Raw genomic sequence first — 23,488 nt, forward strand, 5'->3', positions numbered from 1 at the left:
TCAAACCTCTTTCGATGCGGGCACGTGTGCCGACTCGTGACGGGTGAAGCGGTTGCGCAGGGCGAGGGAGACGTACACCAAGGCGACGAGGACCGGCACCTCGATAAGTGGCCCGACCACTCCGGCCAGCGCCTGTCCGGAGGTCACCCCGAAAGTGCCGATCGCCACGGCGATGGCCAGTTCGAAGTTGTTGCCCGCCGCGGTGAACGCGAGCGTGGTGGTGCGCTCGTAGCCGAGGCCGATCGCGGCGCCGAACAGATAACCCCCGCCCCACATGATCGCGAAGTACGCCAGCAACGGCAGCGCGATGCGCACCACGTCCAGCGGCTGGGAGGTGATCTGCTCGCCCTGCAGCGCGAACAGGATCACGATGGTGAACAGCAGACCGTACAGCGCCCACGGTCCGATTTTCAGCAGGAAGGTGTCCTCGTACCATGTACGGCCCTTGGCCTTTTCGCCGAAGTGGCGGGTGAGGAAACCGGCGATCAGGGGGATTCCGAGGAAGATGAGCACCGATTTGGCGATCTGCCACGGCGAGACATCGAGGGTGGCCTGTTCGAGTCCGAGCCAGCCGGGCAGCACCGACAGGTAGAACCAGCCGAGGACGGCGAACATGATCACCTGGAAGACCGAGTTGATCGCGACCAGCACTGCTGCGGCTTCGCGGTCCCCGCACGCGAGGTCGTTCCAGATGATCACCATCGCGATACAGCGGGCCAGACCGACGATGATCAGGCCGGTGCGGTACTCGGGCAGATCCGGCAGCATCAGCCAGGCGAGGGCGAACATCAGGGCGGGGCCAAGGATCCAGTTCAAGATCAGGGAACTGATGAGGAGTTTGCGGTCGCCGGTGACGGTATCGAGACGGTCGTAACGCACCTTCGCCAGCACCGGATACATCATGATCAGCAGGCCCAGGGCAATCGGCAGGGAGATGCCGTCGATCTCGATGAAACTCAGAGCCTCGCCGAGTCCGGGGATCATCCGGCCCAGTAGCAGGCCGACGACGATGGCGGCGCCGATCCACACGGCCAGGAATCGGTCGAGGGTCGACATCTTCCCGACGACCGCCGGGTGATCGGTGTTCGTCGTGGTCATCGCGTCGCCTCCGCTGCATCGTTGACGATGGCGCAGTCCGAGCCTGGTACGACTCCGCGTTCCGGGGACAGCACGGCCGACAACTGGGCCAAGGCCGATGGGATCACCCGGTAGTACACCCACGTTCCGCGGCGTTCGCAGTCGAGCAGACCGGCTTCGCGCAGCACTTTGAGGTGATGCGAGATGGTCGGCTGGGACAGGTCGAAGGCCGGGCTGATGTCGCACACGCAACTCTCGCCGCCCTCATGGCTGGCGATCAGGCTGAGCATTCGTAGGCGCACCGGGTCTCCGATCGCCTTGAACATCCGAGCCAACTCTCCGGCCCAGTCCTCCGTCAGAGGTTCCCGTACCAGTGGCGCGCAACAGAGGTCGTCACTATCAATTTGAATCGACACCCATCAATATTGACAGTGATCGAATCAACGGGCAAACCGGGACCACGCCCCATCGGAGCAGGACCGGAAAGTGCGAGCTCAGCCCGAACGACTGGGTCAGGAGCCACGTGGCGGCGTACGACGCAGGCGGGGGAGCCGAAGCGTACGAATTCGAGGCATGCCTGGGATGATCCTGACTCTCTGATGAACCGTGATCGGGTGTGGTCCCAGACCGACCGGCGGTTCGCGCTTCTTGCCGCTGTCCTCGAGCAGTCCAGGTTCGAGGACAGCGTCGGAATGTCCCGAGCCGGCTTACCTGAAGTGGTCCTCAAAACCGCTGTACAGTCCCCCCTATCATGGGAAGGGTCACGGCAGAGCACGGCAAGTCGGAGTAGGGGTGAGGCAGATGAGCGTCGTCACGCCGAAGACCTTGCGTCAACAACTCGTGCAGTCCGCGGTCCTGGACAAGATCATGAGCAGCGGCATCTCGGTCGACACCGAACCCGTGCGCCGGAACCTCCGGACGATCCGCCGGCAGGTGGGGCGCAGTCCGCTGATGGACCGCTACCTCGACCGCTGGGACAGGATCGTCCGCGACAACGACATCGACGGTATCCGCACGATCGTCGAGTCGGACGACGACACCAGCCGGGAGATGCGGAATCTGTCGCCGCTGTCGGTGCTGCTCAGCGACGACGAACGCCAACGTGTGCTCAACGAGTTCGGAACCCGGCTCAGGGGTACCGCGACACGGTGAATCGGGAAGAACTCGGGCGCGCGATCAAAGCTGCGTGTGCCAACCTCGACGAGCCGCGTGTGATCGTCCTGGGCTCTCAATCGATCCTCGGCAGTTTCGACACCGATGAATTGCCCCCGGCGACCTTCTTGTCTCGTGAAGTCGACATTCTGCCGTTGAGTGGGATCACGGACCCGCCCTCGGTCGAGGACAAACTGCTGCTGCTCGATGCCCGACTTGGTGAGGACTCACCTTTTCATACTGCCTTCGGGTTCTATGTCGAAGGCATTCACAAGGATGTCGTGGTCCTCCCGAAGAATTGGGACAATCGGCTCGTCCACTTCGTCGTCGACGACGACGCGTCCACCCGGTACGGGCGGACCGGGTTGTGCTTGGACCCGGTGGATCTGTGCGTTTCCAAGACGATCGCCGGCAGAGAAAAGGACTACGAGTTCGTCGCGGCACTCGTGACGGAACAGCTCGTCACGGCCACCGCGATCCAGGACCGCATCGCGAGCGGTATCGACTGGCCACCGACCTACATCGAAGACCAGGAACGGTCCCTCGCCAGAGCTCAGAGCTGGTTGGACCACCTGTCGAGCCGGGTTGTGGTGCGGTCCGACGGAAGTCGCGCCACACCCACGTCACCGCCGACTGCTGGACCCGAGATTACAGCTGCACTCCCTTGGGCATCCGCATCCGATCGAGCAGATGTTGGACCGAAGGACCCGAGAGGGGAACAGCGCGGAACCTGAGCTTGGCGATGACGGCCCCACCCGGGAGGTCGGGGCCCGACCTGTTGCGTTGACGGCCTCACCGACGGCGAGGCCACGGTGTTCGGCATCAACCGAATCCATGAGACGCGGCGGGAAGGAACTACACGTTGGTTCCTGCTCTCGTCTTTCCTTCTGCCTCGAGATTGCGTCGAGGACCGCTGACAGTATGGGATCGGATGGCATGGCCGACCAACCCATGAAGTTGCGGTCGGCTTTGGCGTTGGCCATCGGTCCGATGTTGCCATCGAGGATGACCCGCAGGTGCGGTGCGAGGTGCTGCATCCACCAGGAGGGCACGGCGGACATCGAGCCCGAGGTCCTGGCCGACCACCTTCACACCTCACCCCAGGCTGGGTCGAAAGCGCTCAAAGGCCACGAGTATGTGGCACCGGCAGAAGGTGGCTGGACGGTCCACGGACGGCAGGGGCTGTCGACGCGTTTTCTCGATGAGAATCCGACGCCGGAGGTGCCTGCACCTACTGTCCGAGTACGACTACCGGCCCGACCATGCTGGGCCGGGGAGAACAAACGCAGATCCTCCGGGATGAGGTCTCAACGGCCGTTGCCGTTGCGGACGAGAGCTTGAGCATTGCGGATCAGCGATTGGAGGGTGCCGCGTTCAGGATCCCACCACTCATTGGACCAGCTCAGCGCGCCGATGATCAGCCCTTGAGCAGCTCGCAGATCCAGATCGGGATGCAACTGGCCGGCCTCCTCGGCCTCCACGAGATGACGTCGCCAGATCGCACCGTATTCGCGGCGAAGTTCCTGTTGCCGATCCCGGATGCTCTCGGGCATCTGGCTCATATTGCGCGTGGACGCCGCTGCATAGTGGGAGATCGTCAAGGCGACTTCGAGGTGCCCGGCTACCGCTGCGAGTACGCGGTCCAGTGGCGTCGCCGTGGGAGGAAGCGCGTCGATCACGGAAGTCACATGCTCGATGAACCGGTGGTGCCCGACGGCCATCACCTCATCGACGAGGTCTTCACGTGAAGGGAAGTACCGGTAGATCGCCGGGGTCCTGATTCCGGCGATCTCCGCGATGTCGGACAGCTTCGTACCGGCATAGCCTTCCCGATACATGTAGCTACGAGATGGCCGCGCCCGGCGGAGGTTGTACGCATGTGGCCCTCGTCGTCTGCACAGTTCTTCCCTGCGGCCTTGCAGGAGCTTACCCAGCCATGAATGCCAGCGCGGCATGCTGATCAACCTAATTCAGTCGTCTACACTATAAGTTGTTTGCAGAGTAATAGTTGATCTGGTAGGAGCCATGCGATCGACAAGTGAGCTGGTCACGGACGCACTGAGCGTGCTTCGCGCTGCCGACGTCCGGGTGGAAACGAACGGCTCCCTCGGGGACTGGATGCTCGCCCTTCCGGCCCAGCGAGTACTACCGGTGCGGATGAAAGCGTCCGCGTCGCCTCCCACGCCCAGCGCCCTGAAAAAGCTTGTCGACGCGCAACGTAAGAAGCAACGCGACGTGAAGCTCTTTCTCGTTGTTGCGCGCGCCACTTCACATCTCACACAGTTGGCCCATGCTTCGGCCGTCCACCTGCTCGCTGTAGATGAACGGCGTCTGATCGTCGACGGCACCGACTACTCCACGACGATCAATCAAGAACCCACACCCGACCACATACCGCTCCGCCGCAGGGGGCGACCGCCGTGGATCCGGTGGGCGATCGAACGCCTCCTGCTCTTGTCCCCCCAACCGCTGCCCCAGAGGATCCTGGCCAGCCACCTGCACACCACACCCCAAGCTGTGTCGAAAGCTCTCAAAGGCCACGAGTATGTCGAACCGGTAGAAGGCGGCTGGACGGTCCACCGACGGCAAGAGCTGTTGACCCGCTTCCTCGACGAATATCCCGGCCCGGGAGGTGCCTGCACCTACTGGTACGGACTCGACGCGCCCACTGGGCAGATCACCGATGCACGACAACTGTGCCGCGACATGGACGTTTGCTGTCTCCAGACGGGAGACATCGCCGCTGACCATTACGCACCGTGGCGCATGCCGGTCACTGCGGCGCTTTATATGCGCGAACTTCTCGATTTCGTTCCTGCTGGCTTCAGCGTCGCTTCCCGCGAGGAGTACACTTTCACAGCAACCGTCCCAGAAGATCCCACCCTCTGGCGTACCGCCGCCGTCCTCACGGACTCAACCCCCGAGTTCGTCGACCCGATCATTGCGCTGCACGATGTGATGCATGGTGAAGGAACAGACGCACTCGACGCAGCCGAACACCTACAGGACGCGATCCTTCATGGCGCGGTACGTAGATAGCCGCCGGCAGTGACCGACATCGTCGTCCAATCAGCATCGAACGCAGCCGATCTCGGTCTTCGCGCCCTTGCGGACCTGGCCGCCGCAGCCGCAGGTCTCGACTATCGGGTCATCGGTGGCCACATGGTCCATCTGCTCACCTACGTCTATCCCACCAGCGACGCACACCAACGTGCCACCGCCGACGCGGACGCCGGCATCTCGCCAGAAATCGCAGGAAGTCCCGACCTCGACACCAAACTCGTAGGCCGCGGATACACGCGCGTCCGGGGGAACAGATGGGAGGCCCCCTCCGGCGATCCCGACCATCCCCTCGCAGTCGACCTGCTGGTACCAGCGACCTCCGGACAAGGACGAGAAACAAAATTCCTCGGCGACAAGAAATTCGGCTTCGACGCCATTCCCGGACTGTCCCTCGCACTGCACTCCCAGCCGCTCGACGTGACGGTCCACGCCCAGCTCTACAACGGTGATTCCACCACGTTCACCGTATGCATACCGGACGTGGAATCGGCGGTCGTGCTCAAAGCTCTCGCCTGGAACAGCCGCCATCACCCGAAGGATGTCGAAGACTTGAGCTCGTTGATGGCCATCGTCCACCAACACCGAGACGATCTCCAGGTATGGAAACTCGACCAACCCTGCACAGGTTCTCGAAAAGACGCCGCGCGTGTCCTCTGAGGCTTAGCGACTATGGCGGACAAGGGACAACGTATTACCGGCCTGCGCATGGCGCATGCGCGCTTCGGCGCCCTGATCCAGCGTTACATCCACGGATAAGGATCGACTGATGGCGAGATCGTCTCTGCCGCTGCGTGCACGGACTGCGTCCACCGCACTTCGGCGTGCCCATGCCGCGCGCTGGACCTCCACACTCGGCAGCGCAGGATGGGTCGCACCCCGCCAGGGTGCACCGAACACTCTGGGGCGCCGCCAGAAGGTGACCACAGCAACCGCGCTGCGGCTCGACCGCATCGTCGACGAACTCGTTACCGCCTTCCGCGCATCGAATGGCGCTGCAGCCGTCTCGAGCACAGTCGTACTCGGCGTCGCGCCGGAAATCCACGACCGCCTGATCTGCGCCTACCTGCTCGACAAGGCATTACCGGCACCTACGGGGGCGCAGGTCCGCGTCGAGATCAAGCGGGAAGGACCTCGGATCAGCGTGCAGGTCACCCTTGAACCGGCTTCCACGACGACCAGGAGCGCCCCCACACAGCGTCAGCGGCGGCACACGTGAGCCGGTGACCCTCTCAGCCCCGCGAGCGCGTTCGACCCCGATCGCTGGAACGACGCGCACGGTATAGCGGGATCGGCGTCGACTTCGGCTGACTCCCACCGAGCACGGCCTACCCCTAGGACCACCTCGCCGAATGCATACTTTAAAAGTAAATTGAAAGTATGTCGGCGCATGAGGTTCCGTTCTCGGACATCCAGAACAAGGGCAAAGCGACGCTGTCGGCGTGGCAGCGCTCAGGCACGCGCCCGCTGCGCGTGACCCGACGCGATGACGAAGATCTGGTCCTGATCACAGCGACCCGAGCCGACAGGAACGTGCGGTCCTGACAGCGGCGACGGCCATGGTCGATGCCCTGCTGCACGCGAACAATCCCGGGCTTGTCCGCACTGTCGTCGAGGCGGCGTTTCCGTGGGTGAGCTACCTCTCCGACGAGGAAGGCGCCGATTTCATCAACGAGCTCATCACATCGCTGTGCGCAGGCTCATCCCTGGACAATCCGGCTCTCGCGGCCCGCGCCATCGAGATGTGGCGTCATACCGCGGAGGTGTATGCCGACCCGGAGCTCGCCCGCATCCTGTCGACGCCATCCGAGGGCGATTTCGGAACTGTGCCGGTGCCGGAGCTGTGAGCCCTGAACGAGGGAAGCAGGTCGCGCTGCCGGCATCCGATTCCGATTCTCTGTGGGAGCTGCGGTTCGCGACCAACGAGGCTGCGAAAGGCTGGGACGAGCTGTGTCGGCAGGCGCCGGCGAACACGTTGGTGGCCTACGAGGAGATGCGGCGCCGCGAGGTCGAGCAAGTGCCCACCACGCGTCATCACCGGCTCGAAGGCACGCTCGCGTCCGGGGTGCGCAACGGTAGTGAGAGGGAGCAGTGGCAGTACGAGGTCACTGCCGACAGGCGAATCTGGTATCTGATGGACGTCGAGCGGCGCACGTTGTGGTTGAGGTATGCCGGTACAGCGCACCCCGAAAAGATGGAGTGATCTTTCAAGGAGGACGTTGTCATCGAATGCGTACTCGGCTGTGTGACTATGCGGACCACAGTCCCGCGTTGTTCTTCGCTTCGCAGACCGGCCTTATCGACCCGTCACGCCGACTGATGCATCTGTCGACGCGGAATCAGTTTGGCGCGTACTGCTTCCTTTGTGTGCGCCCGTGCTTCGATCTCGCGGGGGCCGCGGTACCGCCGCGCTGCAAACAGCCCTCGACGGCAGCCGACGCGAGAATTTCGGCACGATCGTGTCGATCCCGGACAGATGCAGGTTGCTGATCACCACGACGCCGCGCCGCGAATCGGCAACACCGATGAGACAGTGAACGCTTCGGCGGCAGCCTGACCCCGGCGGCAGCATCCCGATCTCGCCCACGACGAGCAACTCGGTCCGGGCAATCCTGCTGATGGTCGTGCGGGTCGCTCCATCGAGATGCTCAGGGATCCTCCTGAACATCGGCGACATCGAGACCCCAACCGGAAAGCGCCTGTGCATCTCGAAGGATTCATCTCACCGATGCGGGACTACATCGTGACCGAAAACGCGACCGAACGTACTTCCCGTGACTACGTTCGATGGAAACCGAACGTCCACCAGCGGAAAGGATTCCACTGATGTCTGACGCATCGAATCCCGGCGGTGCCGGTTCGCCCGCACCCGGCTACTACCCTGACCCATCCGGTGTCATGCGATGGTGGGACGGAAGCCGGTGGACCGATCGCGTACAGAACAGCGGACCGCCTCCGTCGGCACCTCAGCCGCCCAAGAAATCGCACACCGTGCGCAACATCTTATTGGCGCTGGTCGCAGTGGGTGTATTGGCGATCGGTGGCTGTATCGCATTCCTCGCTGTTGCCGCGAACGAGGTCAACGAGGCAATCGAAACCGCGGAGGCCCAGGACTCTGCCCCTGGCGGGCCCGATAACCCCCTGACGATTTCCGAGGGTCAACCCTTCGAGGTTTCGGGCTTCCAGTACGCACCCGGATGGTCCGTCACGCAGGACGGACTCGGTTACGTCCAGATAGAGGGCCTGAAGGTGACCAATGCGCGAGGTGACAGGGACGGCGCGTTCGTGGAGATCAAGTTCATGGACGGAAACGAGGTAGTGGCGCTCGTCGACTGCACGACAGAACAGATCCCGGTCGGTCAAACCACGTCCTTGAACTGCTCCAGTGGCGACAAGTTCCCAGCGACGTACGACAGGATCACCATCAACGACACCTTCTGAGCGCAGCAGGAGCTCATGCCGGCGCCGACTGCCGTCACGGTGCTGCGTGAGGGGTGTTGCTGAGGGTCAAGCCCCTGGTAGTGGTGTAACTCGTTTTTGATCCTTCGTTGGTGGTCAGGCGGGTAGTTGCATCAGTTCATCGGTGCTCACCTCCGTCGCCTGGCTGGTGTCGGTGTTGGTGGTCAGGGTGAGCCGGCAGCGGCTGAGCACTTCTAGGCCGAGGTATCGGCGGCCTTCGGCCCATTCGTCGGTCTGCTCGGCCAGGACGGCGCCGATGAGGCGGACGATGGCATCCCGGTTGGGGAAGATGCCCACGACGTCGGTGCGGCGGCGGATCTCGCGGTTGAGCCGCTCGGTTAACCGGCCCTCCCACGACACGATCACGGTTGCAGCGTGAGGTCCTGAGCCGACGACCGGTTGAGGCGCATGCTGGCGGTGTCGGCTCCGATCGAAAGGCGGCGGACAATGACCGTTCGGGTGCGCATCAGCAGCAACGGGCATGTGATCGACGGCCAATGGGAAGGATGCGCAGCAGCAAACGCGTTCCTGACGCATCTGGCCGGACGCGGATTCAGTTCGGCAACGGTGCGGGCATATGCGTTCGACGTGCTCAATCTGGCCCGATTCCTGCTCGATCGCGACCTCACGGTGGCTGCGGTGACGCCGGTGACGGTGTTCGAGTGGGTCGACTGGCAGAACGTGCACCGCAAACCCCGCCCAGGCATGGCGACACGAGGTGATCGGGGCACTGCGGCATCGACGATCAACCGACGAGTCGCGGCGATACGCGCATTGTTCGAATACCTGGTGATGACCGGGATACGCACCGAAAATCCGGTGCCCTCACCGCGGCGCGGACAGGGACTGCGACCACCAGCGCGAGGACTGCTCGGACACCTCGGGCCGGGCCGACCCCGAGCCGGAGGCAGGCTGGTACGCCAACCGCGGCTACTGCCCGAGTCCCTCGACGCCGACGCGATCGAGCAGTTTGCGGCGTCGCTGCGCACCCATCGGGATCGAGCGATGTTGTGGGCGATGCTGTTCGGCGGGCTGCGCAACGCCGAGGTGCGATCCCTGCGGTTGGCAGACGTCGATTTCGGCCAGCGACGACTCCGGGTGCTCGGCAAAGGCTGCAAGGAACGGGTGGTGCCGGTCGATGCGGTGTTCTTCACCGAACTGTCGGCCTATCTGCGCCTCGAACGGCCACCGGGGTTGGCGACCGAGGAGTGTTTCGTGGTGCTGCGCGGCCCCACCGCGGGGGCGCCGGTGACCGAGGCGGGACTGCGGTCGCTGTTCCGGCGGCACCGGGACCTCTCCGGTGCGACGAGGGTGCGTCCGCACCGATTGCGCCACACCTACGGCACCGAACTCGCTGCCGCCGGAATCGATCTGATGGTGCTGCGAGAATTGATGGGGCATGTGTCTCCGGACACCACTGCCGAATATGTGCATTTGTCGGTCGAGCAGCTCGCCGCCGAATACGGCGCGGCCCGCGCCAGTCTCGCCGGAACACGACAATGAGCACCGCGGTGGTTGCGACGGTCGTCCTGCCGGCCGGACCGGGTGCGGTGCTCACCGACTACCTCGAGCACGTCGCCAGCCTCGGGCTCAGCGACAGGTCGGTGCGCGCTCGCACCCTCATCGCGACCACCTTCCTCACCACGCATCCGGACTTGCGGGACTGGATGACCCGACCCGCTGCCGACCGGCTGGCCGAACTACGCCGCACCGGGGCCTGGCCACTGCTGTGTCACCTCATCGGACGCGGCAACCTGCGGCTCGACCTCGAACTCGCGGCCGTCAAGAACCTCACCGGACTCGGCCGGGCCGTCGAGGACCGCGACCCGGACGGGTTCGCCGCGGTCCGGGCCGCCGGCCTGGTTTTGGGGTGGACACCGCAATGGGTCGAGACCGTCCTCGGCGAGTGCCTGGCGGTGCTGCTCGCCTGGCACGGCGGTTCCGTCAGCGGTGTGAGCGCCGAGACCGTCGGCGAGTTCGACGCCGCATTGGCTGCCACACAGTCAATCCCGGATACATCGAAACGCGCCTACCGCAACCGTATCGCGGGACTGCGACAAATGCTGTTTCAGGCCCGCATCGTCGACACCCCACCACGGCGCCGACCGTGGGCCCGCACCTACGCCCAACGCTTCGCCGACGCCCCGATGGCCGATCCGATCCGCGAGGCCCTGTTGCGTTACGTCACCGTCCGGGCATCGGTGCTCCGCCCGAAATCGGCCGAATCGCTGATCAACGACCTGCTGCCGTTCGCGGACTACCTCACCACCAACCATCCCGAGGTCACCTCCCTCGAGGATCTCGACCGCAGTCACATCGAGGGCTTCCTCGTCTGGAATCGCACCCGCACCTGGCGTGGGCAACGCGCCGCTGCCGGGGCCGGGCGCATCATCTCCAAGGCCGTGATCCAATCGACGGTACTGAGCGTGCGCAACCTGCTCGAGGACATCACCGAATGGGGCTGGGAGCAGGCCCCACCGCGCCGTCTGGTCTTCGCCGCCGACGTCCCGAAACTCGACCAACCGCTTCCGCGGGCATTGCCGCCCGACATCGATGCTGCGGTGATGAATGCGGTTTCCCAGCTGGATGATTCGTTCGCTCGTATCGGGTTGACGGTGCTGCGCGGAGCCGGTCTGCGGGTCGGGGAGCTACTGGATCTCGAGCTCGGCAGCGTCATCGATTACGGCCCGGCCGGGACCTGGCTCAAGGTTCCGTTGGGCAAGCTCGCCACCGAACGCATGGTCCCGCTCTCGGCGACCACTATCGCCGCGTTGGACGAGTGGACCGGCGGGCGTGGTATCTGTCGGCCATTGCCGCATCCCCGCACCGGAGAGTTGACCGATTTCCTGTTCGTCGCACACGGCCGCCGTCTCAGCCAGACCCGGCTGCGCAACGGTCTGCTCGCTGCCGTCGAGGCTTGCGGACTGCGTGGGGCCGGGGGTGCGCCGTTGGTGGTGACCCCGCATCAGCTGCGGCATACTTGGGCCACCGAACTCGCCAACGCCGGGATGAGCCTGCAGGCGTTGATGGCGTTGCTCGGGCATGTCACTCCGCAGATGACTTTGCGTTACGCCACTTTGGCTTCACCGACGTTGCGGGATGCCTATGACCAGGCGATGGGCAAGATGCGGCGGCGGTTCACGCTCACTCCGGTCGGCAAACCGATCGTCCCCGACGCGGTGAGTTGGCTCGGCAGTGAGATGCTCAAAACGCGTGTTGCCCACGGTTACTGTTCCCGTCACGAGAGCGCGGGTGCGTGTCCCTATGCCAACATCTGCGAGACCTGCGACAACTTCGTCACCGGACCTGAGTTCCGCGGCGCGCTCGAGGCGCAACGCACCGACATCCAGGCTCTCGAGGTCGATGCTCGTGACCGTGGATGGCCCGATGAAGCTGCCCGGCATCATCGTGTCGCTGAGGCGTTGACCGACCACTTGCAGCGTCTCGATCGCTGATTCGATGTGAGATCAGGGTTGATCTCATCCCTGAGGGCCGGATAATCGAGCGGTTGAACAAGGAAATCAAGCGTCGAGCCGATGTCGTGGAGATCTTCCCGAACCCGGCGGCGTTCCTGCGTCTGGCGACCGCGGTGGTCATCGAGCAGCACGACGAATGGCAGGTCACCCGCCGCTATGTCTCGGATGTGAGCATGGACGAGCTCCGTGCGGTGATCGCCGCGAAGGAACACGCTACCGAACCGGCGTTGTCGTTGACCGGCTCAAGCGAAACAGCATAGTATTCAGCACGACTCGTTGATCGCTACGTGTGCTGCAGAGCCAATCCGAAGTCCACCACTCCACGGGGCGCTATCGTTCGATCTGGATCGGGTAGTGGACGAGCGTCGACTGGAGTTGGAGATGTGTGGGCGAGCTCGATGAAGACGCCGACGCCGAATCGCTCACCGGTAATGCCACGGGTGAGGCGACGGGGACGTTTGTGCCCGAGTTCGTGCCGTTCGCCGGTCGGGACGGCAATCTGTTGTTGTCAACTCCCGCCCCGGTGCGCTGTGAGAAATAGTCAAATCCTGTGGATCGAGGGTCGTCAGGCGACCTCGGACACCGGCGAATCAGGTGACGGTTCGGGGGTGATATCGACGGGCCGTTCGAGGAGCTTGCCCTTGTGGAACAGAGCGCCGGCCCGTACGAGCGCGACCAGGTGTGGCGCGTTGATCGCCCGCCACCGGGACTGCGCGGCCTCGATCAGCTTGTAGGCCATCGCCATCCCCGCCGCCCTCGAACCCGGGCCCTTGGTCACTTTGGTCCTCAATCGCACTGTGGCGAAGGTGGATTCGATCGGGTTGGTGGTGCGTAGGTGCACCCAATGCTCGGCTGGATACCGGAAGTACTCGAGCAGCACGTCGGCATCGTCGGTGATCTTCTTCACCGCCTTCGGGTACTTCGCGCCGTAGTCGCGTTCGAACGCCGCGATCGCCAACTGGGCCTTGTCGATGTCCTCCGCGTTGTAGATCTCCTTCATCTGATGAGGCTCAGCGAAGGTGCTCGCTTGTGCTCGTCGAAAGTGCCCACTCGTGGGCGGGTTCACTGTAGCGGTTGCCGGGTGCCGGTGGTGGCTTGACGGAGCTTTTCCGACCGGGCGTGGTGATCACGCAGCCGGTAGGAATCCCCGTCGAGGTTGAGTACCACCGATCGGTGCAGAAGCCGGTCGAGCATCGCGGCGGCGACGGTCGTATCGCCGAGGACCTCACCCCACTCTCCGACACCCCGGTTGGTGGTGATGATGATCGAGGTCTTCAGATAGCGTTGCGCGACAACCTGAAACAGTGCGGAGGCGGCCTCGCCGGGCAGGGGTAGGTAGCCGAGTTCGTCGATCACCAGCAGCGTCGGGCCGGCGTAGAACCGCATCGTCGTCGCCCACCGGCCTTCGATCGCAGCGCGATGGCAGCGGGCGGCCAGATCGGCGGCGGTGGTGAAGTAGGTGCGATAACCGGCATGCGCGGCCGCCCGCGCCAAGCCCACCGACAGGTGGGTCTTTCCGACCCCCGGCGGCCCGATGAGCAGGACGTTCGTCGCGGTTTCGAGGAACCGGCAGGTGCCCAACTCGGCGATCAATGCCCGATCGAGGCCGGGGGCGGCGTCGAAGTCGAAGTCCTCGAGACAGGCCGGGGTGGGCAGGCACGCGAACCGCAACCGCCCGGCGAGGCGGCGGGCTTCGGTGGCGTCGACCTCGATCGACAGCAGCTGTTCGAGCGCTGCGGTCATCGACAGACCGTCCTTCTGGGCTCGGTCGAGCACCGACGGCAGCGCTTCGGCAGCGTCGTGCAACTTGAGCGTCGCCAAGTGTCCTCGCAGACGCTGATAAAGACTTGCCGAGGTCGCGGTGGTGTCGGGGGTGGTGGTCATACGAGGGTGTTCCTTCCGCGGGCTGCGCGCTCGTAGGCGGCCAGGTCGACCACCGTCGATCGCGGTGTCGTCGACGGTGGGTGGCGGTCCGTGGTGTTGGTGCGCAATGCTGCTGCCGCAGTGAGCGCCTCGGGTCCGGGTGGGATGCGTTCTTTGCGGCGGTGCGGTCGGCCTCCGGCCGCGGCACCGGCCATCGCGGCCTGTTCAAGGGCGTGAACGTGGCCGTGATCGCGCACCACGGCGCCGGCCCCGTCCGGCGCCAACCGGTGGCGGGCGACGGTGATCTGCGAGGCGGTGACGATGTCGATCACCTCGTCGCCGAGCTGCCGGGTGACGGTGACCTGCGCTGCGGCCAGTTCCGGGGGCACCGAGTAGCGGTTGCCGCGGTAGGCCACCAACGCCTGCCTCGAGACGGTGCGCGGTTCGCTGAGCACCACCGGATACGGACTGCTCGGCATCGACGTCAACGGTTCCCGGTCGGCGACGGTGCGCACCGGGGCCTTGCCGTCGGCGGTGGCCCGCATCCGGGCATCGGCGCGTCGACTACAGAATTTGTCCACGCTCGCCTGGGCCTGCTCGACGGTGAGCTCGTCCGCCACGGTGCGCCACCATCGCTGGGCCGCAGTGTGATTGGACTTCTCGACGACACCCTTGCGATTGCCGGACCGCGGTGGGCAGATCGCCACCAACACGCCGTAATACTTGGCGACCCCGGCGAAGGAGGCAGTGACTTTTCCGCTGTCGGGGTAACAGACCGTCGACATTCGATCGAATCGCCAGGTGTGGGTCAGGCCGCCGAGTTTTCGGCAGATCCGGTCGAGGCCGTCGATCAGATGCGGCTGGGTCATGGCCGGGGCGAGCACCCCGCGCCACCGACCCGAATGCGCGAGCGATCCGACCAGCAGATATGCGGTCTTACCCCAGCCCCACGAGGCGGGTGGGTTCGGCAGCTCGACCCAGTCCCACTGGGTTTCCGCCCCCGCCGGATGGTCGATGACCGCGTTGGGGCGGTCGGTCGCGCACGCGCAGGCTTGGCAGACGGGCCGGAGCTTGCGTTGCCGGATCTGGCGGGTCAGCGTCTGATACGAGGCGGTGTAGCCGAGGTCTTCGAGTTCGTCGCACAAGGTCCGTGCCCACAGATGCGGATCCTCGGTCAGACGAGCGGTGACGTAGTCGACGAACGGTTCGAACGGATCCTCACCAGCGGGTTTACGGATGCCGGGGGTGGTGGTGCCGTTCAGATAGTTGCGGATCGTGCGCCGGTTTCGGCCGGTGTGCCGGGCGATCGCCGAGATCGTCCAGCCTCGTTTGTGCAGTGCGTGGATCTCCACGTCTTCCTCCCATGTCAACATGAGAAAGCGGTCTCCTTCGGGGTGCTGGTGCGTGGTCAGAGACCACCAGCATCGAAGGAGACCCGCCCTCATCGGCGGAGCCACACGGGTGAGCACTTTCGGTGAGCAGGTCTGAGCAGGATCAAAGAGCGCCATCACATCGCCGCCAACGCGCCCGGATGCGCCGACTTCGGGAGCGCAGCAAGAACATTGGCTTGCTTGTGGAACCAGCAGCGTTGCTCGCGGGTGTCGGGGAACACCTCCCGCAGCGCCTTCCAGAACCCGAGCGCACCGTCGCCGACCGCCAACGCCGGGGCGCGCATCCCGCGGCGGCGGCAGCCGCGCAGCAGATCGGCCCACGACTCGGTCGATTCGCGGTAGCCGTCGGTGAGTGCGACGAGTTCCTTGCGGCCGTCGGCGCGGACCCCGAGCATTACCAGCAGGCAGAGTTTTTCCTGCTCGAGGCGGACTTTCAGGTGGATTCCGTCGACCCACAGGTACACGTAGTCGACCTGCGAGAGGTCCCTGGTGCCGAAGGCCTTCGCCTCGTCCTGCCACTGGGCCGTGAGCCGGGTGATCGAGGATGCGGACAGTCCGGCGCCGGTGCCGAGGAACTGTTCGAGCGCCGGCCCGAAGTCACTGGTTGACAGGCCGTGCAGGTACAGCAGCGGCAGCACCTCCGATACCTGCTCGGACTTGCGAGCCCAGGCGGGCAGGATCGCCGAGGAGAACCGCTTGCGCTCGCCGGTATCGGGGTCGATCCGCTTGTCGTTCACGCGGGGCGCCTTCACCGCCACCGCACCCGCCGAGGTCACGACCTCACGTTCGGCGTGGTATCCGTTGCGGACCACCAGTCGGTGGCCGTGTTCGTCGACCTCACCGGCATACCGGGCTACATAGTCGGCGACCTCGGCCTGCAACGCCGCGGCCAGCATCTGCCGGGCACCGTCGCGGACGATCTGGTCGAGCAACGACCGGCCCGCACCGGCCGCATTGCGGGTCTCGTTGGAGTCGTCGTTGTTGTCTACTACCGTGAGCACGGGCGTGCCTTCCCGCCAGCGCGCCAACGCTGGTCTTGATCAGAATTCGGATTCCTTGCAGATCATCTTCCGGGAAGGCACGCCCGCCCGGGATCCACAGGTTCTGATCATTGCTCGTGCGCTGTACGGATGTGTCACAAAGTTCGACAAGGTCGGCGCCGATGACGTCAGCCCGCGGTGGATGTCGATCAGTGCCCTGCTCTCCGCCTTACCTGCCGCCGCCGAGAGTTCTTTGTGGTGGAAATACGGGGTTGGAAGTCAGCTTCGATGCATTACGTCCTTGTAGGAACAATGTGTTAGTTCTGAAGCCATGTGACGATGTCTTCGAGCTGAGTGCTGAGTTCGTTCCATGGACGGTTGAGGTCGAGTGTTCGAGCGCCGATGCGGTTGCCTTGGACGACGACGTCCAGTCCGGGCTGCGCAGGTGCTTCGGTACGCGCATAGAGCAATAGCCCGCTGACCGAGCCGTCGCGGTTCACGTCGGCGTTCTTCACGTACGTCAATACTTGGTACAGATTGGTCGAGTGGACAGTCGGCTTGCCCCACATCCCGGCCTGCATCGATCGGCCGTAATATTTCGCATCAATGATGAGTGCCCGGTGTCCACGCCGCAGTGTGACATCGGTGCGCATTGCCGGGAGCTGTTCGGCTCCGAGTGCGCCTGCATCGTCGTAGTCCCACTTGACGGTGGAGCCGGTGGGGGAGAGTTCGGGGTGGTGGACGATGTAGTACTCGCGCAGGAATCGTTCATACAAGCTGCTCATCGCGTCGTCCGAGACCCATGAGGTGAGCTTGGTGCTTCCGGCATCCTGTGTGGGGAGGAGCCCGCGGACGATCAGTTCACAGACACCGAGCAACAGCCGGTATGTGGCGTTGGCGCGGTGGTAGGTCAGCGTGCGCCAGCGGATCGATGTCGGCGCGATCAGCGTCACCGCGTCCAGGTATGGCAGAAGCCGACGCAGCGCAGCCCGGCGGGGCGCGGCGACATCACCGTGGCGGAGGAGTAGGACGATGACCGACTTCAGCGCCCTGTTGTGGGGCGTGTCGAGCTCGTACTCGTCGAACTCGCACACCAGCCTTCCTCGGAACGTAGAGCGAGTGGCTGCGGTGCGAGTGATATCGATACGTCCGCGAATGGTGGCGAGCGCTTCGCTGCGGTGCAGGTAGTCGCGATGAAGACCGCGCTTGACCTGTGTGCCGACGCCACGCACGAGAATTTCCGCGAACAGATCGTGAAGATGGTCGAAGGCCTCGGCCGCGATTCGGTCGTTGCCTTCGCTGCGGATCGCTCGAAAGGCATAGGCCATCATCACGTACACGTTACGGATAGCGATGGACCTCTCGGTCATGCGACGGCGGCCCTGAGCCTGCTGGCCCACTCCTCGGCCGTGGTCGGCTCGTCGAACCAGTACTCGTCGAGAAGGGGGATGAGTTCGTCCTCGACCACCGAGTACAGCCATTCATCGTCGGTGGCGCCTTCTGGAGGGCTGGAGAGGAAGCTGTGTCCGATGGCGAAGCCCTGGCCGAGTGCGGGGTCGTCGGCGATGGTCTTGTTGAGGTCGATGACCACTTCGACGAGGCGGTCGAGGGTGGGACTTCCAGCGTCTTGCTGCCAACGGGTGAATCCGGCAGAGTGGAAGCCCGGGGTCATCTCGAAAAATCCGAAGCGACGACGCAGTGCGTAATCCAGGACGGCAAGGCTGCGGTCGGCGGTGTTCATCATGCCGATGATGTGGACGTTGGTGGGGACGGAGAACGTCTCGTTCTTGTACAACAGTCGGAGGTCTTGTCCGCGTTTGTCGGCTTCGATGAGCATGAGCAGCTCGCCGAAGATCTTGGAGATGTTGCCGCGGTTGATCTCGTCGATGATGAAGAAGTACGGCCGGTCGGTGTCGTCGGCGCGGGCCTTCTCGCAGAAGCGATAAAACGGCCCTTCAGTGAGCGTGAAACCACCGGTCTCGGTGGGCCGGTATCCCATCATGAAGTCCTCGTACGAGTAGCTCTGATGGAACTGGACCATCTGGACCCGACTCGGATCCTTCACCCCCATGATCGAGTATGCCAGGCGCTTTGCGGCGAAGGTCTTCCCGACACCGGGCGGGCCAGCGAGGATGACGCTCTTCTTCCGCGCCAGCAGAGAGCGCAAACGTTCGTATCGCTCCTCCGGCAGATAGACCTCCTTGAGGAATGCCGTCTTGTCGTAAGCCGGAAGTGGCGTCGGAGTCCCGAGCAACTCCGGCTCTTCCTCGCCGGCGATGAGCTCTTCAAGGTTCTCGACGTAGTCGTGATAGCTCGTAATATCGGTCAGTGTTTTGATTGCGGCATCCCCGGGGTGCTCCCAGGACCCCATATGGGTCCACTTCACTGAGCGCACATGGCGATACGAGGTGCGACCCGGCTCGAACCGGGCGCTGGAGGTGACCTCGCCGCGCCCGACGATCTCGCGCCGCCCGCGCTTGGCATAGACGATGTCGCCCACGGCGATCTCGTTCTGGAACTCCCACACTGCAAGAACGTCGTTTCTCAACGACCCGCCGGTCCCCTCGACGTCGAGTGCCTGTCGAATCGACTCTCGACTCGGGTACGTAGCGAGGTCGTCGAGCTCGTCCCAACCGATCGCCATGATGCCGCTGGACGAGAACTCCTCCCACTCCGAAGCTTGCGGCCCAGGGGAGTAAAGCCAGTAGTGGCGTGGACGAGGCTCAACCAGCTCACCGACTTCAACGTCTGTGAGAGTCGATTCAGCGCGGGAGGCGTCCCAGAGCTCCGCTACCCCAGGTGTCCAGAAGTGGAACGGTCCCTCGACCTCGTGAGCGAGGGCGGCGCGGATCGCGAGTAGATCGCGGTCGATCGAGCCAGGGGTGCCGCCTGACGCCCCGCCGATTCGATCGGCCAGACCATCACGGATTTTCACCTTCATCGAGGCCGAAGAGATCGGCTCGAACACATCGGGTCGCGCAAGGAACTGCAGGGCGTTGCGGATGTCGGAGCGGTCGTCACCGGAGGCGAGCATGACGCGCTGCAGCTCCCACGGATCGCTCCGCGCTGACTCGCGCTCGGCCTCCGACAGGCCAGTCCAGTGGCGCACGAAGGTCGAAGCCCAAATGACGTGTCGCCACAGTACCCCGTTGTACCAGGAACCGGGGTCGAACCCTGCGGTCCCGGCCGGGCGGTCAAGCCAGGTGGACATTGGCTCCGGGATTGCCAAAGGGGAGTCGAGATGCGTCAGCACCCGGTCGACATGGGCCCTGCGTGTCTCGGGGCGGGCCGACCGAAGCGCGTGCTCTCGTAGGAAGACGAGTTCGGCCGCAAGGAGCACGACCTCACGAGATGCTCCTTGAAGTTGCCGGTCGAGCTTTTCCCATTGGCCCTGGTCCTTTCCGACGATGGGGTTGTCCCCAATTCTGGCCCGAAGTTCTTCTGCCGCCTCAGCTGTCCAGATCGTGGTCGCCGGGTCGATCACGGACCGACCGTCTCCGAGCATATGAGTGAACACCTCGCCGATCTCGCGCGCGATCTTCATGTCAGGGACCGGCCGTGAAGATTCGAGGGCAAACTCTGAGTCGACATCAAAATGATCATTGGCCATGTCTGCAGTCTGCCCGATCGTTACCCGCGCAAGGTATAGGCGTCCCCCCGCGATTAGCGATGAAAACCTCAAGTCGCGGCGGCAAAGACGCAGGGCTCTGGTCGACGACGGGGTCGAACGAGCCGATACGCAAGGGCTCTCCACTGAACTCCGGCCCAAACTTTGCGTAAAGCTGCATCGTGCTACCAGCTGGCCCGTCGTCGATCAAGGACACGATGCTGATCGACGACGGGAAAGGGCGGGATGTCAGCTATTCGCTGCTGCCACTGCTGCCGAGAATCGGCGGTAATACCGGGGTGGGTTCCGGTTCCGGCTCTGGTTCCGGTTCGGGGGCGGGATCCGGAACGAGTTTCACGACACGGCTGGTGGAGGTGGTGCTGCTGCCCTCGAGATACGAGACGGTGACCGCATCCTGGGGTCCGACTGCAACACCGGTAGGATAGACGACACCGGTGAAGGGCAGCGCAGTGCGGGTGCCATCTGCTCCGAGGCGGACGATTCGGGGAGCGTCGCCTTCTGCACCCGCGAGCACGGGCGATCCGTCAGTTGCAGCGGCGACATCGAGCAGGTCGAACCCGGGTACCGCGGTCTCGGTGCGGGTTCCATCACGCCTGACTGTCACAACCGCCGAATCTCCGTCCCGAAACTGCGCATCCCCGATCAGGATGTTGCCGGCCCGGTCCAGATCGACACCGCGTGGTTGTACGAATCCGGTGACCGTTTGAGTGATGTCGCCACTGGTGATGTCCGCTCGGATGACCTGCGCGTCGTCATTGCCGGTCCCGCAGTCGAGGACCACGAGTTCGGTGCTGTCAGTGGCCACATCGCAGGGGTTGTGGACTGCGAGAGGGATCTGGGCGGCACCACCACCTGGAGGGATTCGAGTCACCCAGCCGGGCGCCACCTCTCCCGTACGTGAGAGCGAACTTCCCACCGTGTAGACGATGGAGCCATCGTTCGCCCGGGCGATACCGCTACCACCGCCGGGAGCGTCGACGGTGAAACCCCATTGTGTTCCGTCGGTACCGACGTACGTGATTCGAGCGCCGGTGACGGCTCTCCGCTGCGCGGTTCGGTGCCGGGGTCGATGGATGCGGCCTCGTGGTCGACGACGGTGTGGTGCTGGGGATGGCATCATCGATGCTGACCCCGATTCCCTCCGCGTCGTTCATCGAGCAGAAAGCGTGATGGCACATGGACTATCGCAGCACCGACGCATCCGACCGTCGCCGTGACCCGCGCGAGCCTCGGCGCCGGCCGGACCCCACGGCGGAGCAGACCGCGCCCGGACCGAACATGACGGACGCGATCCACCGCCGGCTGTTTTCCGACTACACACCCACCGCTGGACCGCGCTGACCGGTATGCGTGCGGCACGGACCTCGGCGATCAACTCGTCGGGCAGTGCCCGCACCCCGTTTCGGCCCAGGACCGACCGCACGAGCTCGCTGAGGGAGAGCCCGAGCACCTGTCCCAGCTCGGCGAGCGTGGTGGCTCGGAGTGCTGGCCAGGGACGGGATCGAGGGGTTCGGTGCGGCACCGCTGCCGCAGGCCGTGAGTGCGCCGAAAGCGGCGAGCCCGAGGGCAGCAAGTCGAAACGCGGTCTTCATATCCGGTGGATCGTCGGACGGTCCGGAACGGTTACCGGATTTGTCCGGTCTTGTCTGTGGGGCACGGCGAAATGCCACGCAGATGGCATATCCCCGATGACACGAGCGCGGTGGGATCTGATATCTGTTGGCGATGACTGCACCACCTGGATGGCATCCCGATCCCGAAGGCGCCGCGCAGCTGCGCTGGTGGGACGGAACCCAGTGGACCTCTGCGACCCAACCGCTCGTTCCGGAATCTGTACAGCCGTCCGAGTCCCTACCGCCGTCGAGCTCGCCGGAGTCCTCGCAGCAGCGCATCACGCTGTTCAATGCGAAGAAGCGTGCCCAGGAGCTGCAGTCCGAGGTGGATCGCTTGCGCCGTCTGGTCGATCAGATGGGGCTCGGTGGGGTAGCAGCGCTCGATGCCGAAACCGCGCGCCTGAACGACCAGGTTGCCGCGTTGCGCGCCGAACACACCAACCTGGCCGCGCAGATCACCGCAGCACGAGCGGAACTCGTCGAAGCCCACAGTCAGCAAGAACTCCAGACCGTGGCGTTGTACCGGTATCACCACCCGGCAGAAACGTCCGTACAGCTCAAGGATGAACTCGCCCGCGTGCAGGCAGCGATCAAACAGGCGGTGCGCGACAAGACCGCGATCACCGCCACCTCGAACTTCACGTTCAACAACTCCGCAACGCAGGGGCGAAAGTTCGTCTCGGAGATGTCGAAGATCATGCTGCGCGCCTACAACGCCGAGGCGGAGAACTGCGTCAAGACCGTCAAGGCCGGAAATCTCGCGGCGGCGTCCGCACGACTGTTCAAGGCTTCCGAACAGATTGCCCGTCAGGGGCAGATGATCGCTCTACGCGTAACAGATCACTATCACCGCCTTCGATTGCGGGAACTCGAACTGGCCGCCGATGTCCACCAGAAGGTCCAGGAGGAAAAGGAAGCCGAACGCGCGCGGCGCGAGGAGTTGCGCGAGCAACGCAAAGCCGAGCAGGAACTGGCCGCCGAACGCGCCAAGCTGGACAAGGAATTGGCGCACTACCAATCGGCCTTGGCCACGTTGGAGGCGAACGGCGACAGCGCTGCTGCCGAACGCCTGAGATCCAAGCTCGTTGATGTCCAGCGCGCCATCGATGACGTCGACTATCGGGCAGCGAACATCCGCGCCGGGTACGTCTACGTCATCTCGAATATGGGCGCTTTCGGAATCAACATGGTCAAGATCGGGATGACCCGCAGGCTCGACCCGATGGACAGGGTGCGTGAACTCGGTGACGCATCGGTGCCGTTCCGCTTCGACGTGCACGCCTTGTTCTTCTCCGAGGACGCGGTGACCGTCGAAGCCAGACTGCACGAAGCATTCGCCGAACGGCGGGTCAACAAGGTGAACCCGAGACGCGAGTTCTTCTACGCCACTCCCGAGGATGTCCTCGAAGTGCTAGGTCGGCACGTCGGCGAGGTGCTTTCGTTCACCGCCGAACCCGAGGCGGAGGAATACCTTCTCAGCATCGGGAAGAAGGACGCCGCATTCTGACCGGTGGACTGTGGGGCGGCCCCGGCGGATAGTTGGGGCCGGCTCGGATACATCTGCGTGCGTGGAATATTGACGACGCACACCCATCGACAAGAGCTCCCGATCCCGTGAGGCTCATGGTGACTCACGACAAGCGCTGCCCCTTGTTCGTCTACAGTTTGCGGGCGCCGACGGATCTGCGCGACGGTGCCGGGATGACTGCGGTGACATCGTCACTGGCAGGTTGGACAGAGGGGTTCGTTCGCCTTGTGTGCACCCGGTGCGATGTCGGCCTGATCCCTC

22 protein-coding genes and 4 pseudogenes are annotated in these 23,488 nt (G+C 64.2%); 15 read left to right on the forward strand and 11 right to left on the reverse strand.

What is annotated here, in order from left to right; translation table 11 throughout:
- Together arsB and QNA09_RS28445 are read right to left on the reverse strand one after the other, a co-directional pair.
- Window positions 1-1,098 (reverse strand): ACR3 family arsenite efflux transporter, encoded by a 1,098-nt coding sequence (gene arsB / locus QNA09_RS28440; protein ID WP_064257452.1) that lies wholly within the window; start codon window positions 1,096-1,098, stop codon window positions 1-3.
- Complete coding sequence (locus QNA09_RS28445) at window positions 1,095-1,493, reverse strand: helix-turn-helix transcriptional regulator (protein WP_064257451.1); 399 nt, start codon at window positions 1,491-1,493, stop codon at window positions 1,095-1,097. Before QNA09_RS28445 ends, arsB begins: the two co-directional genes overlap by 4 nt.
- Before the next feature lie 385 nt (window positions 1,494-1,878).
- Between QNA09_RS28445 and QNA09_RS28450 the strand changes: the two genes are divergently transcribed.
- Entirely contained in the window at window positions 1,879-2,229 is a 351-nt protein-coding gene (locus QNA09_RS28450; RefSeq protein WP_197481928.1) for a hypothetical protein, read from the forward strand.
- Window positions 2,226-2,963 (forward strand): hypothetical protein, encoded by a 738-nt coding sequence (locus tag QNA09_RS28455; RefSeq protein ID WP_197481929.1) that lies wholly within the window; start codon window positions 2,226-2,228, stop codon window positions 2,961-2,963. Before QNA09_RS28450 ends, QNA09_RS28455 begins: the two co-directional genes overlap by 4 nt.
- Before the next feature lie 573 nt (window positions 2,964-3,536).
- Here the strand turns inward: QNA09_RS28455 and QNA09_RS28460 are convergent.
- Window positions 3,537-4,067: a TetR/AcrR family transcriptional regulator gene (locus QNA09_RS28460; protein WP_064257449.1), complete on the reverse strand. Its 531-nt coding sequence runs from the start codon at window positions 4,065-4,067 to the stop codon at window positions 3,537-3,539.
- A 187-nt stretch (window positions 4,068-4,254) separates the two neighbouring features.
- On the opposite strand from QNA09_RS28460, the gene QNA09_RS28465 reads away from it, so the two are divergent.
- From QNA09_RS28465 to QNA09_RS28495, 7 genes are all read left to right on the forward strand, one after another.
- A complete protein-coding gene (locus tag QNA09_RS28465; protein WP_156666232.1) occupies window positions 4,255-5,268 on the forward strand; it encodes a hypothetical protein in 1,014 nt (337 codons plus the stop codon).
- A gap of 9 nt (window positions 5,269-5,277) precedes the next feature.
- Window positions 5,278-5,949, forward strand: coding sequence for a hypothetical protein (locus tag QNA09_RS28470; protein ID WP_082921156.1), 672 nt, complete (start codon window positions 5,278-5,280; stop codon window positions 5,947-5,949).
- 109 nt (window positions 5,950-6,058) lie between these two features.
- Window positions 6,059-6,508, forward strand: a complete 450-nt coding sequence (locus tag QNA09_RS28475) for a hypothetical protein (protein WP_064257447.1) — start codon at window positions 6,059-6,061, stop codon at window positions 6,506-6,508.
- Window positions 6,509-6,669: 161 nt separating this feature from the next.
- Window positions 6,670-6,834, forward strand: a complete 165-nt coding sequence (locus tag QNA09_RS28480; RefSeq protein ID WP_231912114.1) for a hypothetical protein — start codon at window positions 6,670-6,672, stop codon at window positions 6,832-6,834.
- A 14-nt stretch (window positions 6,835-6,848) separates the two neighbouring features.
- Window positions 6,849-7,136 carry a hypothetical protein gene (locus QNA09_RS28485; protein WP_231912113.1) on the forward strand — a complete coding sequence of 96 codons (288 nt, stop codon included), beginning with the start codon at window positions 6,849-6,851 and terminating at the stop codon, window positions 7,134-7,136.
- Window positions 7,133-7,492: a hypothetical protein gene (locus QNA09_RS28490; RefSeq protein WP_064257446.1), complete on the forward strand. Its 360-nt coding sequence runs from the start codon at window positions 7,133-7,135 to the stop codon at window positions 7,490-7,492. Before QNA09_RS28485 ends, QNA09_RS28490 begins: the two co-directional genes overlap by 4 nt.
- Before the next feature lie 623 nt (window positions 7,493-8,115).
- Window positions 8,116-8,730, forward strand: coding sequence for a DUF2510 domain-containing protein (locus QNA09_RS28495; protein ID WP_024100410.1), 615 nt, complete (start codon window positions 8,116-8,118; stop codon window positions 8,728-8,730).
- Window positions 8,731-8,844: 114 nt separating this feature from the next.
- On the opposite strand, the pseudogene QNA09_RS28500 reads toward QNA09_RS28495, so the two are convergent.
- Window positions 8,845-9,102 (reverse strand): annotated as a pseudogene (locus QNA09_RS28500) (transposase); the annotation flags it as partial.
- Window positions 9,103-9,195: 93 nt separating this feature from the next.
- Here QNA09_RS28500 and QNA09_RS28505 point away from each other — a divergent pair.
- From QNA09_RS28505 to QNA09_RS28520, 4 genes and pseudogenes are all read left to right on the forward strand, one after another.
- Window positions 9,196-10,251, forward strand: coding sequence for a tyrosine-type recombinase/integrase (locus QNA09_RS28505; protein WP_064257805.1), 1,056 nt, complete (start codon window positions 9,196-9,198; stop codon window positions 10,249-10,251).
- Window positions 10,248-12,203, forward strand: a complete 1,956-nt coding sequence (locus QNA09_RS28510; protein ID WP_064257806.1) for a tyrosine-type recombinase/integrase — start codon at window positions 10,248-10,250, stop codon at window positions 12,201-12,203. Before QNA09_RS28505 ends, QNA09_RS28510 begins: the two co-directional genes overlap by 4 nt.
- Window positions 12,204-12,247: 44 nt before the next feature.
- Window positions 12,248-12,484, forward strand: a pseudogene (locus QNA09_RS28515) (transposase); the annotation flags it as partial.
- A 125-nt stretch (window positions 12,485-12,609) separates the two neighbouring features.
- A complete protein-coding gene (locus QNA09_RS28520) occupies window positions 12,610-12,765 on the forward strand; it encodes a hypothetical protein (RefSeq protein WP_156666319.1) in 156 nt (51 codons plus the stop codon).
- A 24-nt stretch (window positions 12,766-12,789) separates the two neighbouring features.
- Here the strand turns inward: QNA09_RS28520 and QNA09_RS28525 are convergent.
- The 4 genes and pseudogenes from QNA09_RS28525 to QNA09_RS28540 all read right to left on the reverse strand — a co-directional run.
- Window positions 12,790-13,224: pseudogene (locus QNA09_RS28525) on the reverse strand (transposase); the annotation flags it as partial.
- Between the two features lie 62 nt (window positions 13,225-13,286).
- Window positions 13,287-14,108 carry an IS21-like element helper ATPase IstB gene (gene istB, locus QNA09_RS28530; protein ID WP_068158116.1) on the reverse strand — a complete coding sequence of 274 codons (822 nt, stop codon included), beginning with the start codon at window positions 14,106-14,108 and terminating at the stop codon, window positions 13,287-13,289.
- Window positions 14,105-15,460: a helix-turn-helix domain-containing protein gene (locus QNA09_RS28535; protein ID WP_068158111.1), complete on the reverse strand. Its 1,356-nt coding sequence runs from the start codon at window positions 15,458-15,460 to the stop codon at window positions 14,105-14,107. The genes istB and QNA09_RS28535 overlap by 4 nt, the downstream gene beginning before the upstream one ends.
- Before the next feature lie 137 nt (window positions 15,461-15,597).
- A pseudogene (locus QNA09_RS28540) lies at window positions 15,598-16,479 on the reverse strand (IS256 family transposase); the annotation flags it as partial.
- Between QNA09_RS28540 and QNA09_RS28545 the strand changes: the two are divergent.
- Window positions 16,472-16,765 (forward strand): hypothetical protein, encoded by a 294-nt coding sequence (locus tag QNA09_RS28545; RefSeq protein WP_156666277.1) that lies wholly within the window; start codon window positions 16,472-16,474, stop codon window positions 16,763-16,765. The pseudogene QNA09_RS28540 and the gene QNA09_RS28545 sit on opposite strands and share 8 nt — an antisense overlap.
- A gap of 10 nt (window positions 16,766-16,775) precedes the next feature.
- Here QNA09_RS28545 and mcrC read toward each other — a convergent pair whose 3' ends face one another.
- From mcrC to QNA09_RS28560, 3 genes are all read right to left on the reverse strand, one after another.
- A complete protein-coding gene (gene mcrC, locus QNA09_RS28550; protein WP_064257655.1) occupies window positions 16,776-17,828 on the reverse strand; it encodes a 5-methylcytosine-specific restriction endonuclease system specificity protein McrC in 1,053 nt (350 codons plus the stop codon).
- Complete coding sequence (locus QNA09_RS28555) at window positions 17,825-20,068, reverse strand: AAA family ATPase (RefSeq protein ID WP_082921202.1); 2,244 nt, start codon at window positions 20,066-20,068, stop codon at window positions 17,825-17,827. Before QNA09_RS28555 ends, mcrC begins: the two co-directional genes overlap by 4 nt.
- A 250-nt stretch (window positions 20,069-20,318) precedes the next feature.
- A complete protein-coding gene (locus QNA09_RS28560) occupies window positions 20,319-20,891 on the reverse strand; it encodes a hypothetical protein (RefSeq protein WP_219130582.1) in 573 nt (190 codons plus the stop codon).
- Between the two features lie 920 nt (window positions 20,892-21,811).
- Between QNA09_RS28560 and QNA09_RS28565 the strand changes: the two genes are divergently transcribed.
- Window positions 21,812-23,206 (forward strand): DUF4041 domain-containing protein, encoded by a 1,395-nt coding sequence (locus tag QNA09_RS28565; RefSeq protein ID WP_064257652.1) that lies wholly within the window; start codon window positions 21,812-21,814, stop codon window positions 23,204-23,206.
- Window positions 23,207-23,488: the final 282 nt, after the last annotated feature.

The sequence above is a fragment of the Rhodococcus sp. AH-ZY2 genome (assembly GCF_030916465.1).
In the GTDB taxonomy this organism is placed as follows: Bacteria; Actinomycetota; Actinomycetes; order Mycobacteriales; family Mycobacteriaceae; genus Rhodococcus; species Rhodococcus ruber.